Origin of the sequence: Pseudomonas sp. PsB (assembly GCF_043658375.1) — a bacterium.
GTDB classification, from domain to species: domain Bacteria; phylum Pseudomonadota; class Gammaproteobacteria; order Pseudomonadales; family Pseudomonadaceae; genus Aquipseudomonas; species Aquipseudomonas putida_Z.
In genome coordinates, this window is sequence record NZ_JBIGLU010000018.1 from 65961 (window position 1) to 82984 (window position 17024).

Genomic DNA, 17024 nt, shown 5'->3' on the forward strand with positions numbered 1-17024 from the left:
CTTAATGCCTCTTCTCAGAACAACTAGCATTGCAACGGCAATCTTGGTGTTGCCGTTTACGGACACAGTCCTGGCAGCAAATTGGCAGTCTACGGTGGTGGTACCGACATCCGTCGAACATGACAGCAACCCCTTGCTGCTGTCGTCGGGTGAAAAGGGCATAACGCGCACGATCATCGCGCCGGATTACACCCTGATCGGTACCTTCGACCGTGACGAACTGAGGTTGGGGCTGGGCGTGCATGTATTGCGCTCGTCCGACACGGCGGTGGTCGACAACCGGGAGGACCCCGACGTTAGCCTGGGCTGGCAGCGCCAGACCGAGCGCGGGCGGTTTGGCCTGCTGGCGCGTTACAACGAAAGTTCGACGCTGTCGGGAACGGTGCTGGATACCGGCGTGGTCACCACCGATGGCACGCAAAAGCTGTATACGCTGGCCGGCAACTGGAGCCAGGCGGTTACCGAACGCAGCACCTTGAGCAACGAAACCACGTACAACCGTGCCCGTTATGACATCAGTACGCTGACGGGTTACGAAGAACTGGGCAACGTGTTCACCTGGACCTACGCCTGGAGCGAGCGGGCTGATCTTTACAGCCGCTTCGGTGCCCGGCGCTATGAGCCCGAACAGGACCAGACGGCGACGGCGTCCAACAGCTACAGCCCGGCGGTCGGGGTCAAGTACCAGTTCTCCGAACGTCTCAGCGCCGATGCGCATGTGGGTATCACCGAGGTTTCCGGTGACGAAGGTGGCCGACGCGGGGAGGGTGGGGTAGCGCTGCTGTATACCGGTGCGCGCGCCGTCGCCAGCTTTACCGCCGAACGCAGCACGGTGGCCAGCGCCGAAGGCGGCTTCGCCGAGCTCGACCAGGTGCGCGGTGTGTGGAGTTACGCCGTCAGCGAATTGACCCGGGTGGGCGCGGATGCTGCCTGGCAAGACAGCAAAGGGCAGACCCCCAACACCCTGCAGACCTACAGCGTGTGGGCCAGCCGCGAGTTTTCGCCGTACTGGGACCTGCGCCTGTCGCTGATGTACAAGGATCGGCAGCAGGATCACGAAGCTGATGCGAACGCTACGATCGTGGGTTTGACGTTGACGTACAGGTACCCCGACATCTGAACTTCAGGCAGGTGGCCCCATGAAGTCCGACTACGAGCTCTCCCTCAGAGATTACATCGCCATAATCAAGGACCGGGCCCTGTTGTTGGGGGTGAGCATCGTAGTCATCCTGGCCGCGACCGTCGCTGTCGCAGTGATGGTGCCGCCGATCTACCAGTCGACCGGCACCATCCTGGTGGAGTCGCAGCAGATTTCCCCCGAGCTGGTATCGACCAACAACACCAGTTTCGCCGATGAACGCATCGAAGTGATTCGCCAGCGGGTGATGACCCGCGAGAACCTGCTGCGCATCATCGACAAGTACAACCTGTTCCCCGACAAGCGCTTCAGCGATAGCGACAAGATCGACCACATGCGCAGTGCCATCGTGGTCGAAACCCTTACCACCTATGTACGCGGGCGCGGCGAAGCGACCGTGGCGTTCAATGTGTCCTTCGAGCACAAGCAGCCGGAGGTGGCCAAGGAAGTTGCCGACGAGTTGGTCACGCTGTTTCTCAACGAGAACCTCAAGCAGCGTACCGAACGGGCCAACGAAACCACCGAGTTCCTTACCCAGGAAGCGAACAAGCTGGGTGCCGAGCTGGCCAGCCTGGAAAACCAGCTGGCGGATTTCAAGCAGGCCCACGCCAATGCCTTGCCCGAGCACCAGACCTTGCGCATGAACATGCTGTCACGCTCGGAGCTGGAGTTCCGCGAGGTCGACCGTGATTACAAGGCCGCCCAGGAAGAGCTGCGTTACCTTGAGCTGGAACTGTCCGCGGCCAGTGCCGGGCTGGCTACCAAGGTCGGCGAAGGCCCCAGGGTGGCCAGTGCCGAGCAGCCCGAGGACCTGCCCAGCCTGAAGGCCGAGTATGCCCGGCTGCTGAGCCGCTACAAGGAAGCCCACCCCGATGTGGTGGCGGTCAAGCGCAGGATCCAGGCGCTCGAAGCCAGTGGCAATCGCACGGCTGCGGCCTCCACGGTCGGCCTCGATGTCGCCCGCGTGCGCGCCAAGATGAGCGCGGCACAGGTGCGCATAGCTTCGCTGGCCGAGCAGAAGCGCGAGCTGACCCGCAAGATGGAAGGCTACGAGGCCGAGATCCTCGAGGCGCCGCAGGTCGAGCGTGGCCTGGTGACTTTGATGCGTGACCACGACAACGCGCGCAAGAAGTACGAAGAAATCCGCGCCAAGGAAATGGGCGCGAAGATTACCGAAAGCCTTGAGCAGGAGAACAAGGCCGAGCGCTTTGTGCTGCTGGAGCCACCGCTGATGCCCGAGAAACCGATCAAGCCCAACCGCAAGAAAATCGCCGCGCTGGGCCTGGTGCTGGCACCGGCAGGTGGCGGTGCGCTGGTGATGCTGCTGGAAATGCTCAACCAGCGCATTCGCGGCGTCGGTGCCCTGGAAAACCTGTTGGGCAGGCGCGTGCTGGTGGCGCTGCCATACATCGATACCAAGGCCGACGTGGCCAGGCGCAAGCGTTGGCGCAACTGGCTGATCCTGGCTGCACTGGTGCTGGCGGCTATCATGGTGGTGCTGGTGCACGTGTTCTACATGCCACTGGATGTGCTGTTGTTCAAAGTCATGTCTCGGTTTGCATAGGAAAGCAGTGATGGACAGGACCAAGTCGGCTGTTGGCAATAATCTTCACCAGGTTACCCCGGGTACCCCGCAGGTCTTGTCACCCGCCCCAGGTACGGCGCTGGCGGAAGTGCCTGGCCAGTTCGATTACGTGAACACCAAGGTGGTGCCGCTGCGCGCGGAGCACCTGGAGCGTCACCGTATCGTCGCCTACAACAAGAACTCAAACATGAACGGGCCAATCGACCTGTTGCGCACGCAAGTGCTGAGGACCATGGACGAGAATGGCTGGCGAACCTTGGCCATCACCTCGCCAACCCCTGAAGCGGGCAAGACGGTGTTGTCGATCAACCTGGCCATGAGCATCGCCCACCACACCACCAAAACTGCGCTGCTGGTGGACTTCGACCTGCGTCGGCCCAAGGTCGGCAGCAGCCTGGGCCTGCCCATGGACCAGGCGTTGAACGAGTTTCTGACGGACAAGGCCGAGCTGCAGGACTGCCTGGTCAACCCGACCTTGCCTCGGTTCGTGGTACTGCCCACGCGGGTACCGGTGCCGTTGTCTACCGAAATGCTGTCGTCGCCCAAAGTGAACAACCTGATCAGCGAACTGCGCAACCGCTACGAGTCGCGCATCTGTATTTTCGATTTGCCGCCGTTGCTCAGCTCTGACGATGCGATCACCGTGATACCCAAGTTCGACTGTGTGCTGCTGGTGGTGGCCAACGGTATGAACAACAGGAAGGAAATCGAAGATTGCCTGCATCACCTGGCCAGGGTGAACCTGGTGGGGACGGTATTGAACAAGGCTGACGAGCAGCCTCGGACCTATTATTGAGGCACAGGATTCAGGGGCTGCTTCGCAGCCCATCGCGACACAAGGCCGCTCCTACAGGTACAGCACATGCCTTCAGCTGGTGAGGTCCCTGTGGGAGCGGGCATGCCCGCGAAGCAGGCGACGCGGTGGATGGCACCGGCTGCGCCGGTGTTCGCGGGCGCGCCCGCTCCCACAGGTATGGCGCATTCCTTCAGCTGATGGGGTCCCTGTGGGAGCGGGTTCACCCGCGAAGCAGACGACGCGGTGGATGGCTCTCTGGTCCGGGCATTATGCCGAGGCCGATGTTCCGGTTGCGTGATTGCCTTAGCAAGAAAGCGGATGCAGGCAGGGCTGTGGATGCGTACAGTAGGTTGATCGCAACCTGGCAGGAGCCTGCTTATGTCCAGCGCATTCACCTTCATGCAGTCGCCCGTCGGCACCTTGACCCTGGTAGCCCGTGGTGAGTGCCTGGCAGCCGTACTCTGGGAGGAGGAGCGGGAAAACCGCGTGCGCCTTGGCGCCCTGCACCGCAATGATCAGTGCCCGGTACTGCTGGAAACCGCCCGCCAGCTCGGCGAGTACTTTGCCGGCAAACGCCAGCGCTTCGAACTGGCGCTGGATTTTACCGGCACCGAATTCCAGCGTCAGGTGTGGGCCGCGCTGCTGGCGATACCGTTCGGTGAAACCCGCAGCTACAGCGACATCGCCCGACAGATCGGCAACCCCAGCGCGGTGCGCGCGGTAGGCGCCGCCAATGGCCGCAACCCGATCTCGATCATCGCCCCGTGCCATCGGGTGATCGGTGCTTCGGGCAGCCTCACCGGCTTTGCCGGTGGCCTGGCGGCCAAGCAGTACCTGCTGGCGCTGGAGGGCCGGCAAAGCCTGGCACTGGACCTGTAAGGCGTCAGCAGAACCAGCTGGCGGCCAGGCAGACCAGCACGGCCAACGCCGTGCCGGCCATCAGGGTGTACTGCCGATGGGCCCGGCGCGCATGGGGCTTGACTGCGCGCAGGTACTCGCCAGGTGTCGGCGCGTCGGGCCGGTGGCGCAAACCCTCGGCCACATCGGCCAGTTGCCCCTGAATCAGCAGACCCGTCAGGTAGTAGGTACAGGCATAGCTCAGCAACGCCAGAAACAGATAGATCATACCGGGTACGGGGCCAGGGGCACGGCCATGGCACTGGCGTTGGCGGTGTCCAGCACGATCAGCCCTTCGCTGTGGTCGTCCAGGCTGGCCAGCATGCGCCCCTGGCTGTCCCAGGCCGCCGAGCCGCCGGCACCAATGAAGGTATCGGCCGGCCCCACGCAGTTGGCCAGCAACACCGTCATGCCCAGCTCGCGCGCCACCTCGGGGTAGTGCTGGTAACCCTCGCGGATGCCCTTGGCGGTTTTCGCCACGCTGACCAGGTACAGGTTGGCGCCGTGTTCCCGCGCGGCTGCCGCATGCGCCATGAACATCGATTCGTAGCAGATCGCAGGCGCTACCCGGTGCGCGCCTACCTGCAGCAGCAAGGCTTGATCGCCTGGGCTGAACCAGGGCAGTTCATCATCATGCAGGCGCCGCTTGGCATAGGCCTGGCGCGGTGCACCGGGGCTGAGGATTGGCATGCCGATACGAATGCCATCAGGGGTCGGCAGTGGCAGGCCTGCGGCGACGGTGATACCAAGCCGGTCGCAGGCTGCCTGCAGCGGGTCCAGCCGCGTCGAACTGACGGGCAGGGCGGCCTGGCGCGCGAGGGTTGGCTCATAGCCGGTCAGCGACAGTTCGGGAAATACCACCAGTTCGGCGCCAAGGGCCGCGGCCTGTTCGATGCAGGCCAGGTGGCGTTCGAGGTTGGCTTGCACATCGCCCTTGAGCGACGCCAGTTGCACGGCGCACAACTTCATGAAAAACCCTTCCCTGGTACAGGTTGAAGGGCCGAGCATACTACCGGCACCAACGCCTGTACCAGTGAAGGGTTTTTCAGGATGCCGGGTGGACGGCGAAGCGCTGGCGGAACCAGTCGTTGAGCATGGCCTTTTCGGCATACAGGCGGTCGCTGCTGCTCGTGACCCGGCCCGGGCGGCTGAGGTACATCTTGTCGCTGACCCGTTCCTGCGCCTGCTGGTCGGGTTTGCCCGGTTGGCTGAGGGTGTAGCTGAGGTCGATGGTCGGCCAGGTGATTTCGCGCATGTAACGTACATCGTAGGCCTGGCTGTGCCAGGGCTCGAAACGCCCGGCCAGGTCGATGTCGCGAATGTCGATGACCAGTTGCTGGCCAGGTTGCAGGTAGCGTTGGCCAAGCTTCTGCAGGTACTGGGTCAGGGTTTTCATCACATAGGTGTCGGCGCCACGCTCGTACCCGTGGCTGTCGAGGCTGGCATCGCGGAATTTTTCCGGATGCTCGAAACGTACCTCGACCTGCGCGGCCGGGGCACCTTGTGCCATGCTGTCCAGTGACAGCGCCATGAGCGCGGCACACACGAGGGCGGTACGCATGATGCACCTCCGGGGCAGATTGCGTGTGCCTCCATTTTACCCCTGGCATGGCGCTACCAGCAGAGGAAGATTGTAATGGCACGGTTTCGGCGTCTGATTGCCAACCTGCGGGGGCGTGACCTGGCGGTGGGCGATATCCATGGTCACTTCCAGCGCCTGCAGCAATGCCTGGATGGGGTGGGGTTCGATCCGGCCGTGGACCGCCTGTTCAGCGTGGGGGACCTGGTCGACCGTGGCCCGGACAGCGAGGCGGCGCTGGAATGGCTGGCGCAGCCCTGGTTCCATGCCGTGCAGGGTAATCACGAGGCCCTGGCAATCACCCGCGTGCGCGGCGGGCGGCTCGATCTGGACATGTATCGCGCCGCCGGGGGGGGCTGGTTTCTTGACCTGCCGCGGGGCGAGCAGTTGCGTTTCGTGGAGCGCTTCGAGCAGTTGCCGATTGCGATAGAGGTTGAAAGTGCGGCGGGCCTGGTAGGGCTGCTGCATGCCGACAGCCCATATGCCGACTGGACGGTGTTGAGGACCTGGCTGGAACTGGAGGACGACCCGCAAGTACGGGAGGTGTGCCAATGGTCGCGGCGGCGGTTGAAGGTAGGTGATACCGAGCCCGTGCAGGGCCTGCGCGCCTTGTTGGTGGGCCACACGCCGGTACTGGAGGCCAAGCTGCTGGGCAATGTCTGGCACCTGGATACCGGGGGTTGGGCCAGTGGCCATTTCACCTTGATGGACATGCGGACCCTGCAACTGGTCAGCCCCAGGCCAGGTGAAACAACAGTGCCGCAGCCAATAGCACCAGCATGACCCCGGAGGCCCGCTCCAGCCAAGGCAGGCAGCGGGCAAAGCGCCGCAGCACCAGCGGGTTGCCGATGGCCACGGCAACCAGCAGGTCCCACAGCAGCACGATGCTGAACATCCACAGGGCACAGGTTGCTTTCCAGGCAAAACTGGCGCTGGCGACCATGCTGACCAGGCTGGCATAGAACAGCGCATTCTTGGGGTTGAGGATGCCGGACAGGAACCCCATGCCCAATCCCCGCCACCACCCTTGGGCGGTCTGCTTGCCAGCGACTGCGCCCAGGCTGGTTTGCCCGGCATGGCGCAGGAACAGGGTGCCGATGTACAGCAGGTAGCCGGCGCCGGCCAGTTGCAGGGCGGTGAACAGCAGGCTGCCTTCCTGCAATACCGACAGGCCGGTGAAAGCCATGGCGATGAACACGCCATTGGCCAGGGCGATACCCAGGCAAGCGCCGCTCGCGACGCGCCAGCCGGCGCTGACCGAGGTGCGTGCGACCAGGAAGAAGTCCGGGCCGGGAGAGAGCAGGGCGAGGAAGTGGGCGAGGGCGATGATCAGGAACTGTTGCATTGGGGTGAGGCTGCTCTGGAGGAAAACCTGACTCTGCCCCTTGGCGCTCATGCCGTATTGAACAATATTGCAGGCCTAACCAGCAGGCGCGGTCCCTGTAGGAGCGGCCTTGTGTCGCGATGGGGCGCGAAGCGGCCCCAGGTTTTCAGCTCCGCAGCACAGATTGCCGGGGCTGCTGCGCAGCCCTTTCGCGACACAAGGCCGCTCCTACACAGACCGCGCAGGCCTTCAGTCTCCCCGATACTGCCCCGGTGTCACCCCCACATGGGCCTTGAACACCCGCTGGAAATGGCTTTGGTCGGCAAACCCGAGCCGATAGGCCACCTCCGCCAGTGCCTGCCCTTCACCCAACAATTGCCGCCCACGGTTGACCCGGGCATTGAGCAGGTAGGCATGCGGTGTAAACCCGGTGGCCGCGCGAAATGCGCGAATCAACTGGTAGCGCCCAAGCCCGGCCTGCCGGGCCAGTACCGCCAGGCTCAACTGCGCCGGGTCCTGGCCTTCGATGTGCGCAATCAGCCCACTCAACGCGGTCGCCCCCAGGGCCGGTGCCGGTGCCAGCGGCGCGTGCCTGGCAAAGTCCAGGTCACCCAGAAAGGCAATCAGCGCCGCATCCTTCTCACCATTGCTGGCGTTGGAGAACAGCAGGCTGTTCAGTTCGCAGAACTGCCGATACACCTCCGGCACCTGGCAGATACGTGCCGGCTCGCCGGGCCCGGCACCCTCCAGCCCTGACTCCAGGTGCAGCTGTGCCAGCCAGTCGGCATCCACATGCAGCATCTGATAGCTCCACGCCTGCCCGGGCTCGGGGTTGCAGGCATGTACCCGGCGGGCCGGGACCAGCACCAGCGTGCCGGGTGTCAGGCGTTGCTGGCCGTTGCCGGCACCGGTGAAATGACTGTAGCCGGCGTCCACCACACCGATGGAAAACGTCGGGTGGCTGTGGGGCTTGTAGCAGGCGCGGCTATGGCAGGCGCGGCGGCTTTCGACATGCGGCAGGGCCGGGTCGCGCCACAGCGCGGCATGGGAGCGGGGCATCACAGGGTCCTCGGTATGCGCGGCAGCTTATCAGGCGCCGTGCACCCATACAGTTTTTTCCGCTGGCTGTAACTTGACCGCAAGGCCCGCTACCCGCCGAAATAGACGCCTGTTGCCAAAGGAAAACAATAATGGACCTCTCAAGCCTGCTGCTTTTCATCCCCGCCTGCTTCGCCCTGAACATGGCGCCGGGGCCGAACAACCTGCTGTCGCTGCACAATGCCAGCCGTTACGGCCTGCGCACGGCCTGCGTGGCCGGCGGCGGGCGCATCGTCGCCTTCAGCGGCATGATCGCCCTGGCGGCCATGGGCCTGGCAGTGGTGCTGCACACCAGCGAATACCTGTTCCTGACCATCAAGGTGGTGGGGGCGGCGTACCTGTTCTATATCGCCTGGCAACTGTGGCGGGCACCGGTGGGCGAGGCTGTGCTGGCAAGCGATCACCCACGCGGTACCTGGCGCCTGGCACGTCAGGAGTTCTGGGTGGCAGCTGGTAACCCGAAGGCAATCCTGATCTTCACCGCCTTCCTGCCGCAGTTCGTCTCGGTCGGCAGCGCCACCCCGGTGAGCGAGCAGTTCCTCTGGCTGGGTGTGCTGTTCCTGTTGCTGGAATGGGCCGCCATCGCCATCTACGCCGGCCTGGGGGCGTACCTGCAGCGCTGGTTCAGCCAGCCCGGCCCACGTCGGTTGTTCAACCGGGTCAGCGCCTCATTGCTGGGCTGCGCCGGCCTCGGGCTGTTGGCTGCGCGGCGCTAAAACTGCCAGCGCACACCCAGGTTCACGCCGCTGGCTTCTTGCTGGCGGCTGTCCAGGTTGGCGGTGTACTGCACGCCGCCATGCAGGCTCAGCGCTTCGTTGACCTGCGCTACCACGCCGCTTTCAAGTTGCACCGAGGTATAGCGGTAATCGGTCTTGATCTTGTCGACGCCATCGAAGGTCAAGGTATCGCGGCCACCGTCGCCGTGCCACAGGTTGACTTGCGCATAGGGTTGCAACAGGCGGTCGCTGCTGCCTTTGAAGGCCCCCTCGAGCCGAACCCCCAACCGGCCGGTCAGCTCGACCTGGGCGTCGTGGCTAATGTGCGAGACGCTATCGCTGGCGCTGTCGAGCGAGACTTTTTGCGCGATCAACTGAGCCTGCGGCTCCAGTACCCAGCGGTCGGACAGGGCGATGGGATAGCCGGATTCCAGTGACGCGGTCCAGGCGTGGCCGTCGATGTTCAGCTTGTCACCCCGGTCAGAACGCGCCCGCCCATCCAGGTGGGTGTACTGCAGCACGGCGTCGAGGTAGCCGCCTTGCGGTCCGACCAGCGTCCAGTAGGCGCCGACGCTGTCGCCATCAAGCTCCAGGTCACCGACGCTGCGGTTTTCCACGGCGAGGGCGAAGCCTTTGACGTCGGCGTCCAGGCGGCTATGGCTGACATAGATACCGACATGCTGGCGGTATCCGCTGTCGCCAACCTTGGCGTACAGATCCTGGCCCACCTTGAAGCCGTACAGGTCGCCATCCAGGCTCGGGCTGACCGTGCCGCTCCATTGCTGACGTAACGCGCCGCCGTAGGCTTGGCCCCAACTGGCGGGCAGGGCGCCGTCACCCTGCAGCAGCTGCTGGTCGCCCTGACGCTGGTGGAACGTGCCCAGTGCCTGGCGGGCGATGATCGCGGCGCCCCGTGGCGCTGCGGCATACACCGCAACTTCCGGGCGATACAGCGGCAGGCTTTCGCCTTGCACCGGTGCTGGCAGGTCGACCTGGCCGGGCGCCGGGGCCGCGACAGGCGGGGTAGCGGCGGGCGCGATCACCACAGGCTCGCCCGGTTGCGTTGGCTGTGTCGGCTCGCCCGGTTCCGGCGCAGGGGCCAAAGCGGGTGGCGCAACCAGGGTGGAGCGCAGGTACCAGCTGTTTTCACTGCCTGCAGTCACGCCGCCCTTGAACAACCGGTAGTCGTAGGCCCCGGCTGAAAGGGTCTGGGTCTGGACAAATGCGGTGGCCGTGCTGACCGCGCCGTCACGCGCTTCAACGACTTGAATGCCGTTCTGCGCGGTGGTTGCACCGGCGCCATCGAGGTTGTTGATGAGCAGCTGGGTAGAGCCGCCAATCGCACCACGGCTGACCACCAGGCGATCGGAGGCAGCGCCGTCGCCGGCCAGCACGCTGTTCAGGCGCAGGGTGCCATTGTTGCCGGTGTAGTCGCCCTGGATGGTCAGGCGGCCCTGAGCGTCGTTGCCGCGGCTCAGGTCTATGGTGCCGGCGTTTACCACGGATGCCTTGCTGCCATTCTGGATGCTGACAATGCTGCCGTGGCGACTGATCAGTGTGCTGGTCGCGTCAATTTGCAGGGTACCGGTCCCCGTGGCTGCGGCTATCGGTGGCTGATCGGAGCCCAGGTCACCCAGGGCCAAGCTGTCGTTCAGGGTCAACTGGCTGCCCTGGTTCAGGTTGATGGACTCCCAGTTGACATACAAGGCACCCTGATCGACCTTGGCTTGCTGAAACGTCAGGGTATCCGTGCCCGTACCGCCGTCCAACAGCACTGTTGAACTGCTCAAGTCGAGTGTGCTGACAGTGGCCGTGTCATTGTCGGCGCCCATGTCGACTTTCTTGCCGATCTTGCCGCTCGTCCAGTTGAGTTTATCCTTGCCCTGGCCGGCACGTATCTCGCCTTTCAGATCGACGCCTTTGACATTGATCTCGTCGTCGCCGCTGCTGGTACGGAGGTCTCCACCGATGGTGCCGCCAGTCAGGATGTAAGTATCGTTGCCAAGGCCGCTGACCACGTTGGCAACAACGATGGTTTCTACACCAAGGTTTTCGGACATTTCGAGGAAGTTATCAGCCATCTTGAGGTCGATACGGCGAATGCTGCCGCCCTTGAACCAGACATTGTCGCCATCTTCGAAGGCATCCTTGATGATACCCCCGGTCATGACGAATTCGTCCGTGGCACCGCCTTGATTGAGCGACCCTAGTTCGCCACCAGACATGTTGAACGTGTCCTGCCCCTCGCCTTGGTGCAACGACGTGACCTTGCCGCCGGTGATGATGAACTGATCTGCAGCTGACGTCTGAACGATGGCGTCCAGGTCGTCGCCTGCTGCAACGGTCAGGGATTGGGCATGAGACAGCAAAGGCAAAGTGAGCAGAGGGAGTGCGGCAGGCAGAAGCAGGCGAGGGCAGCGCATAGACAAGTCTCCAAGTCCATTAGAAGGGCCACTGCCTGAGTTGTATGTTTTGTACGGTAAGGGGACAACTGGCAAAAATGTCAGGTGGCCCGGGGCTATCAGTCGCGGTAGAACGTCTGCACCAGGTGATAACCGAACTTGCTCTTGATCGGCCCGTGCACCACGCGCAGGGGCTTCTTGAAGATCACCTGGTCGATGGCGCCGACCATCTGCCCGGGGCGGATTTCACCCAGGTCGCCGCCACGCTTGCCCGAAGGGCAGGTGGAGAACTTTTTTGCGAGCACATCGAAAGCCTCGCCGTTGGCGATGCGCTGCTTGAGCTTTTCGGCTTCGTCAGCGGTCTTGACCAGGATGTGGCGGGCTTGGGCTTTCATGGGGTACCTGTGCTTCGGGGGCGAAAAAGGTGGGCATTATGCCTCATAGTATTGTGCTGAGGCGATTACGCGTCCTTGTAGGAGCGGCCTTGTGTCGCGATGGGGCGCGAAGCGGCCCCAGGTTTTCAGCTTCGCAGCACAGGTTGCCGGGGCCGCTTCGCGCCCCATCGCGACACAAGGCCGCTCCTACAGGGACGGTTACAAGGGTCAGGTTTGCAACTCCTCCCGATCCCGGAACTGCTCCAGCGCCTCGGGGTTGGCCAGGGCATCGGTGTTCTTCACCGGCAAGCCATGCACCACATTGCGAATCGCCAACTCCACCAGCTTGCCGCTGATGGTACGTGGGATGTCATCGACCTGGGCGATCACCGCCGGTACATGGCGGGGCGTGGTGTACTGGCGGATCACCTGGCGGATGTGCTGGCGCAGGGCCTCATCCAGCTGCAGGCCGTCACGCAGGCGAACGAACAGCACCACCCGCACGTCGCCTTGCCAGTCCTGGCCGATGGCCACGCTTTCCAGCACCTGCTCGACCTTTTCCACCTGGCGGTAGATCTCCGCCGTGCCAATGCGCACCCCCCCGGGGTTGAGCACGGCATCGGAGCGGCCATGAATCACCAGCCCGCCATCAGAACGTTGTTCGGCATAGTCGCCCTGGGCCCACACCCCCGGGTACTGGCTGAAGTAGGCGTCGTGATAGCGGCTGCCGTCCGTATCCTTCCAGAACCCCAGCGGCATCGACGGGAAGTTGCGCGTGCACACCAGCTCGCCTTTTTCGCCCTGCACCGGCTGGCCATGCTCGTTCCACACTTCCACCGCCATGCCCAGGCCCTTGCACTGGATCTCGCCACGGCGCACTGGCAGGGTCGGGTTGCCCAGCACGAAGCAGGAGACGATATCGGTGCCGCCGGACATCGACGCCAGGCACAGGTCGGCCTTGATCTTGCGGTACACGTAGTCGTAGCTGTGTGGCGACAGCGGCGAGCCGGTGGACAGCAGCAGGCGCAAGCGTTCCAGGCGGTGGCTTGCCGCAGGTTCGAGGCCCGCCTGCTCCAACGCCGCCAAGTACTTGGCGCTGGTACCGAAGGCCTGGATGCCCTCGGCGTCGATCAGGTCCAGCAGCCGCTCGGGGCCGGGATGGAACGGCGAGCCGTCGTACAGCACCAGCGTGGCGCCCACCGCCAGGCCGCTGGCCAGCCAGTTCCACATCATCCAGCCGCAAGTGGTGTAGTAGAACAGTACGTCATCGGCCTTCAGATCGTTGTGCAGGCCATGTTCCTTCAGGTGCTGCAACAACACGCCGCCGGCGCGGTGGACGATGCACTTGGGCACACCGGTGGTGCCGCTGGAATACAGGATGTACAGCGGGTGGTCGAAGGGCAGCGGGGTGAAGCGGGGCTCGCCGCCGGGCTGAAAGAACTCGTCCCACAGGCTGACGTTGGCGGCCTGGAATTCGTCGGCGCGCGTCCCGCTGCGGGTATGGGGCACCACGATCAGCTGTTGAGGCCCGGGCAGCTGCGCGCACACCTGGTTGACCTTGTCCACCTGGTCGATGGCCTTGCCGGCGTACTGGTACCCGGCACAGGCGATCAGCAGCTTGGGCTCGATCTGGCCGAAGCGGTCGATGATGCCGTGTACGCCAAACTCGGGCGAGGAGCTGGACCACACCGCACCGAGGCTGGTGCAGGCAAGCATGGCGACCAGTGTCTGCCAGGTATTGGGCATGATGGCGGCTACGCGGTCGCCGGGGACGATGCCGGTGGCCTCCAAGGCTGTTTGCAGGCCGGCCACCTGGGCCGCCAGCTGGGCATGGGTGAACAGCTGGCGTTGGCCGTCTTCGCGCACGGCGACCAGGGCCGGGCGGTCGTCGCGGCGGCGCAGCAGGTGTTCGGCGAAGTTGAGGGTGGCGTTGCTGAACCACTGGGCATCGGGCATCTGCGGCCCTTCGCTGAGCACCTGGCTCGGCGGGGTATGCCAGTGAACGTGGAAATAGTCGGCAAGGGTTTGCCAGAAGGCAGGGCGCTGCTCGATGCTCCAGCGGTGCAGCGCCTGGTAGTCGTCGAGTTGCAGGTTGTAGCGCAGGTTGACCCGGCGGCGGAAGGCATCCATCCGGCTGGCCTCGATCTGCGCCGTGGAGGGGCGCCAGAGCACATCGTTCATGCCGAACCTCCAGATGATCATTTGGATTCGAGGGCGCCTTCGCGGGCTCGCCCGCTCCCACAGGTACAGCGTAGATGTCCAGCCTGGTGACAGCCTGTGGGAGCGGGCGTGCCCGCGAAGAAGCCCCCTGACAGCAGGGGCTTGCGCGTTACTCTACTTTAGCCTTTTGCACGTCCTGCGACGCGGTCCAGACGCGGTAGCGCACTTCGACGTCCTTGGGCACATACACCACCACCGGCAGCTTGCTGTTGTAGCGCAGCATGAAGCCTTCACCGATCACTGGCACGAAGGCCTCGGTCTTCTTGCCATCGGGGCAGGCCATCAGCGTGCTGGCCGGGCCGCTGACCTTGTCCAGGCGGTAGTAGCTGTAGCCCCAGCCTTCCAGGGTACGTTCCTCCAGGCTGCCGCCCAGGCGCTGGCGATTGCAGTCCACCTTCAGGGTCTTGCCGGCGAGGATTTCCAGTTGATAGGCCGACTCATCAGCCTGGGCCGGCAGGTGAATGACCTGCCGGGTGAAGCCTTTTTCCGCCTCGGGGTAGGGCGCGACGTCCTTCAGGCTGGCTGCCATCGCAGGTGCGGCGGCAGCCAGGGTCAGGGCCAGGATCGCGGTCATCGGGGTTGGGCGCATAGGGCCTCCTTGCAGATAAACGAATGCAAGACCGTCGCCAGGCCCAGGCCGCCCGTCACTGGGCCAACCAGCCACCATCGACGTTCCAGGCGGCACCGCGAACCTGGCTACCGGCCTCGCTGCACAGGAATAGTACCAGCTCACCCAGGTGTTCGGGGGTGACGAAGGCCAACGATGGCTGTTTTTCTGCCAGCAGATCGTGTTGCGCTTGCAGCGGATCGCCACCGTTGGCAGCACGATCGTCGATCTGTTTCTGCACCAGCGGGGTCAACACCCAGCCTGGGCAGATGGCATTGCAGGTGACGTTGCTGGTGGCGGTTTCCAGGCCCACCACCTTGGTCAGGCCGACCACGCCGTGCTTGGCCGCCACATAGGCCGCCTTGCCGGTGGAGCCGACCAGGCCGTGCACCGAGGCGATGTTGATGATGCGCCCCCAGTTGCGCGCTCGCATGCCGGGCAGGGCCAGGCGCGTACCATGGAACACGGCCGACAGGTTGAGGGCGATGATCTTGTCCCAGCTTTCCAGCGGGAACTGCTCCACCGGCGCCACGTGCTGGATACCGGCGTTGTTGACCAGGATGTCGACGCCGCCGAACTCGCGCTCGGCCAGGGCGAACAGCGCTTCGATCTGGGCCACGTCCGACAGGTCGGCCGGGTGATGGACTGCCTTTACCCCGTGCCGGGCTATCTCGGCCAGCGCCGGGGCAGGGTCGCCGAAGCCGTTGAGCACGATGTTGGCGCCTGCGCGGGCCAGCACCTGGGCAATGCCCAGGCCGATGCCGCTGGTGGAACCGGTGACGAGTGCGGTCTTGCCTTTGAGGGTCATGCAAAGCTCCTTAGACGATGCCGGTGGCGTAGAACGTGGCGATGACCACGAACACCGCCAGGGTCTTGATCAGGGTAATACCGAAAATGTCCTTGTAGGCCTCGCGGTGGGTCAGCCCGGTCACGGCCAGCAGGGTGATGACCGCACCGTTGTGCGGCAGGGTGTCCATGCCCCCGCTGGCCATGGCGGCCACCCGGTGCAGCACTTCGAGCGGGATGTTGGCGGCATTGGCGGCGGCGATGAAGCTGTCGCCCATGGCCGCCAGGGCGATGCTCATGCCGCCCGAGGCAGAGCCGGTGATGCCGGCCAGCAAGGTCACGGTGATGGCTTCGTTGACCAGTGGGTTGGGGATGCCGCGCAGGGCGTCGGCCAATACCAGAAAGCCCGGCAGCGAGGCGATCACCGCGCCAAAGCCGTATTCCGAGGCGGTGTTCATGGCCGCCAGCAAGGCGCCGCCCACGGCGCTTTTGGTGCCTTCGGCCAGGCGGGTGCGGATGGCGCCGAAGGCACACACCAGCACCATCAGGATGCCCACCAGCAACGCCGCCTGCACCGCCCAGATGGCCGTGAGCTTGGCCACATCGCTTTGCACCGGCGCGCTCATGCCGGGCAGTTGCAGGCTGTGGCTGGGGCCGTACCACTGCGGGATCCAGTGGGTGAACAGCAGGTTCATCACCCCCACCAGCAGCAGCGGCGACAGGGCCAGCCAAGGGTTGGGCAGCGCCAGGTCGGCAGCGGTTTCCGGTTCGTTGCGCAAGTCGCTGCCATAGCCTTCACCGGCGCGCTGGGCCTTGTTGCGCTGGCGCTGCAGGTAGGCCATGCCGGTGCAGAACACGAACAGTGTGCCGATCAGGCCCAGCCAGGGCGCGGCCCAGGCGGTGGTGTTGAAGAAGGTGCTGGGGATGATGTTCTGGATCTGCGGGGTGCCGGGCAGGGCATCCATGGTGAACGAGAACGCGCCCAGGGCGATGGTTGCCGGGATCAGGCGCTTGGGGATATTGCTCTGGCGGAACATCTCGGCGGCGAACGGGTACACCGCGAACACCACCACGAACAGCGACACGCCGCCGTAGGTGAGCAGGGCGCAGACCAGCACGATCACCAGCATCGCCTGGCGGGTGCCGAGCACGCGGATGGCGGCGGCGACGATCGAGCGCGAGAAGCCGGACAGCTCGATCAGCTTGCCGAACACGGCGCCCAGCAGGAACACCGGGAAGTAGAGCTTGATGAAGCCGACCATTTTCTCCATGAACACCCCGGTGAATGCGGGGGCCACGGCAGACGGGTCGGTGAGCAGTACCGCCCCGAGGGCGGCGATGGGGGCGAAGAGGATTACGCTGTAGCCGCGGTAGGCAGCCAGCATCAGCAGGGCCAGAGCGGCTAGGGCGATGAGCACGGTCATCGGGGTGGGTCTCCTGGGTGAGTCTTGTTTTTATCGGTGAGCAGGAGAAAGCGGGAATCGTGCCAGTTTTTAACTCAT

17 protein-coding genes are annotated in these 17024 nt (G+C 64.3%); 6 read left to right on the plus strand and 11 right to left on the minus strand.

Going from position 1 to position 17024, the window contains the following annotated elements:
• Positions 1–4 precede the first annotated feature (4 nt).
• From ACGLHT_RS20100 to ACGLHT_RS20115, 4 genes are all read left to right on the plus strand, one after another.
• A complete protein-coding gene (locus ACGLHT_RS20100) occupies positions 5–1120 on the plus strand; it encodes a hypothetical protein (protein WP_274079459.1) in 1116 nt (371 codons plus the stop codon).
• Positions 1121–1139: 19 nt separating this feature from the next.
• Positions 1140–2702: a Wzz/FepE/Etk N-terminal domain-containing protein gene (locus ACGLHT_RS20105; protein WP_274079460.1), complete on the plus strand. Its 1563-nt coding sequence runs from the start codon at positions 1140–1142 to the stop codon at positions 2700–2702.
• Positions 2703–2712: 10 nt separating this feature from the next.
• Positions 2713–3519: a CpsD/CapB family tyrosine-protein kinase gene (locus ACGLHT_RS20110; protein WP_025339248.1), complete on the plus strand. Its 807-nt coding sequence runs from the start codon at positions 2713–2715 to the stop codon at positions 3517–3519.
• A 378-nt stretch (positions 3520–3897) separates the two neighbouring features.
• Entirely contained in the window at positions 3898–4398 is a 501-nt protein-coding gene (locus tag ACGLHT_RS20115; RefSeq protein WP_137164054.1) for a methylated-DNA--[protein]-cysteine S-methyltransferase, read from the plus strand.
• A 4-nt stretch (positions 4399–4402) separates the two neighbouring features.
• Here the strand turns inward: ACGLHT_RS20115 and ACGLHT_RS20120 are convergent, their stop codons facing one another.
• The 3 genes from ACGLHT_RS20120 to ACGLHT_RS20130 all read right to left on the minus strand — a co-directional run bounded on the left by ACGLHT_RS20120 (position 4403) and on the right by ACGLHT_RS20130 (position 5977).
• A complete protein-coding gene (locus ACGLHT_RS20120; RefSeq protein WP_025339246.1) occupies positions 4403–4645 on the minus strand; it encodes a hypothetical protein in 243 nt (80 codons plus the stop codon).
• The gene (locus ACGLHT_RS20125) at positions 4642–5385 is read right to left on the minus strand and encodes a carbon-nitrogen hydrolase family protein (RefSeq protein WP_274120570.1); all 744 of its coding nucleotides are present in this window, start codon (positions 5383–5385) and stop codon (positions 4642–4644) included. Before ACGLHT_RS20125 ends, ACGLHT_RS20120 begins: the two co-directional genes overlap by 4 nt.
• 76 nt (positions 5386–5461) lie before the next feature.
• A complete protein-coding gene (locus ACGLHT_RS20130) occupies positions 5462–5977 on the minus strand; it encodes a DUF3016 domain-containing protein (protein WP_274120569.1) in 516 nt (171 codons plus the stop codon).
• A 75-nt stretch (positions 5978–6052) separates the two neighbouring features.
• Here ACGLHT_RS20130 and ACGLHT_RS20135 point away from each other — a divergent pair, with 75 nt between their 5' ends.
• Positions 6053–6778 (plus strand): metallophosphoesterase, encoded by a 726-nt coding sequence (locus ACGLHT_RS20135; protein WP_274079462.1) that lies wholly within the window; start codon positions 6053–6055, stop codon positions 6776–6778.
• On the opposite strand, the gene ACGLHT_RS20140 is transcribed toward ACGLHT_RS20135, so the two are convergent.
• Positions 6726–7340, minus strand: coding sequence for a LysE family translocator (locus tag ACGLHT_RS20140; RefSeq protein WP_137164050.1), 615 nt, complete (start codon positions 7338–7340; stop codon positions 6726–6728). The genes ACGLHT_RS20135 and ACGLHT_RS20140 overlap by 53 nt on opposite strands.
• A gap of 228 nt (positions 7341–7568) precedes the next feature.
• Complete coding sequence (locus ACGLHT_RS20145) at positions 7569–8378, minus strand: AraC family transcriptional regulator (protein WP_274079463.1); 810 nt, start codon at positions 8376–8378, stop codon at positions 7569–7571.
• A gap of 131 nt (positions 8379–8509) precedes the next feature.
• On the opposite strand from ACGLHT_RS20145, the gene ACGLHT_RS20150 reads away from it, so the two are divergent.
• Positions 8510–9133, plus strand: a complete 624-nt coding sequence (locus tag ACGLHT_RS20150) for a LysE family translocator (protein ID WP_137164048.1) — start codon at positions 8510–8512, stop codon at positions 9131–9133.
• Here the strand turns inward: ACGLHT_RS20150 and ACGLHT_RS20155 are convergent.
• The 6 genes from ACGLHT_RS20155 to ACGLHT_RS20180 form a co-directional block, all read right to left on the minus strand.
• Positions 9130–11556 (minus strand): autotransporter outer membrane beta-barrel domain-containing protein, encoded by a 2427-nt coding sequence (locus ACGLHT_RS20155; RefSeq protein WP_274120568.1) that lies wholly within the window; start codon positions 11554–11556, stop codon positions 9130–9132. The genes ACGLHT_RS20150 and ACGLHT_RS20155 overlap by 4 nt on opposite strands.
• A 98-nt stretch (positions 11557–11654) precedes the next feature.
• Positions 11655–11930 (minus strand): peptidylprolyl isomerase, encoded by a 276-nt coding sequence (locus ACGLHT_RS20160; RefSeq protein ID WP_013972552.1) that lies wholly within the window; start codon positions 11928–11930, stop codon positions 11655–11657.
• Positions 11931–12137: 207 nt separating this feature from the next.
• Entirely contained in the window at positions 12138–14090 is a 1953-nt protein-coding gene (locus tag ACGLHT_RS20165) for an acetoacetate--CoA ligase (RefSeq protein WP_274120567.1), read from the minus strand.
• 148 nt (positions 14091–14238) lie between these two features.
• The gene (eco, locus tag ACGLHT_RS20170) at positions 14239–14718 is read right to left on the minus strand and encodes a serine protease inhibitor ecotin (RefSeq protein WP_137164045.1); all 480 of its coding nucleotides are present in this window, start codon (positions 14716–14718) and stop codon (positions 14239–14241) included.
• A 55-nt stretch (positions 14719–14773) separates the two neighbouring features.
• Complete coding sequence (gene hbdH / locus ACGLHT_RS20175) at positions 14774–15544, minus strand: 3-hydroxybutyrate dehydrogenase (RefSeq protein WP_274120566.1); 771 nt, start codon at positions 15542–15544, stop codon at positions 14774–14776.
• Between the two features lie 10 nt (positions 15545–15554).
• Entirely contained in the window at positions 15555–16946 is a 1392-nt protein-coding gene (locus ACGLHT_RS20180) for a GntP family permease (RefSeq protein WP_075045288.1), read from the minus strand.
• Positions 16947–17024: the final 78 nt, after the last annotated feature.

Coding starts and splice junctions, on each gene's coding strand:
- ACGLHT_RS20100 (WP_274079459.1), top strand. CDS start 5: ATGCCTCTTCTCAGAACAACTAGCATTGCAACGGCAATCTTGGTGTTG.
- ACGLHT_RS20105 (WP_274079460.1), top strand. CDS start 1,140: ATGAAGTCCGACTACGAGCTCTCCCTCAGAGATTACATCGCCATAATC.
- ACGLHT_RS20110 (WP_025339248.1), top strand. CDS start 2,713: ATGGACAGGACCAAGTCGGCTGTTGGCAATAATCTTCACCAGGTTACC.
- ACGLHT_RS20115 (WP_137164054.1), top strand. CDS start 3,898: ATGTCCAGCGCATTCACCTTCATGCAGTCGCCCGTCGGCACCTTGACC.
- ACGLHT_RS20120 (WP_025339246.1), bottom strand. CDS start 4,645: ATGATCTATCTGTTTCTGGCGTTGCTGAGCTATGCCTGTACCTACTAC.
- ACGLHT_RS20125 (WP_274120570.1), bottom strand. CDS start 5,385: ATGAAGTTGTGCGCCGTGCAACTGGCGTCGCTCAAGGGCGATGTGCAA.
- ACGLHT_RS20130 (WP_274120569.1), bottom strand. CDS start 5,977: ATGCGTACCGCCCTCGTGTGTGCCGCGCTCATGGCGCTGTCACTGGAC.
- ACGLHT_RS20135 (WP_274079462.1), top strand. CDS start 6,053: ATGGCACGGTTTCGGCGTCTGATTGCCAACCTGCGGGGGCGTGACCTG.
- ACGLHT_RS20140 (WP_137164050.1), bottom strand. CDS start 7,340: ATGCAACAGTTCCTGATCATCGCCCTCGCCCACTTCCTCGCCCTGCTC.
- ACGLHT_RS20145 (WP_274079463.1), bottom strand. CDS start 8,378: ATGCCCCGCTCCCATGCCGCGCTGTGGCGCGACCCGGCCCTGCCGCAT.
- ACGLHT_RS20150 (WP_137164048.1), top strand. CDS start 8,510: ATGGACCTCTCAAGCCTGCTGCTTTTCATCCCCGCCTGCTTCGCCCTG.
- ACGLHT_RS20155 (WP_274120568.1), bottom strand. CDS start 11,556: ATGCGCTGCCCTCGCCTGCTTCTGCCTGCCGCACTCCCTCTGCTCACT.
- ACGLHT_RS20160 (WP_013972552.1), bottom strand. CDS start 11,930: ATGAAAGCCCAAGCCCGCCACATCCTGGTCAAGACCGCTGACGAAGCC.
- ACGLHT_RS20165 (WP_274120567.1), bottom strand. CDS start 14,090: ATGAACGATGTGCTCTGGCGCCCCTCCACGGCGCAGATCGAGGCCAGC.
- eco (WP_137164045.1), bottom strand. CDS start 14,718: ATGCGCCCAACCCCGATGACCGCGATCCTGGCCCTGACCCTGGCTGCC.
- hbdH (WP_274120566.1), bottom strand. CDS start 15,544: ATGACCCTCAAAGGCAAGACCGCACTCGTCACCGGTTCCACCAGCGGC.
- ACGLHT_RS20180 (WP_075045288.1), bottom strand. CDS start 16,946: ATGACCGTGCTCATCGCCCTAGCCGCTCTGGCCCTGCTGATGCTGGCT.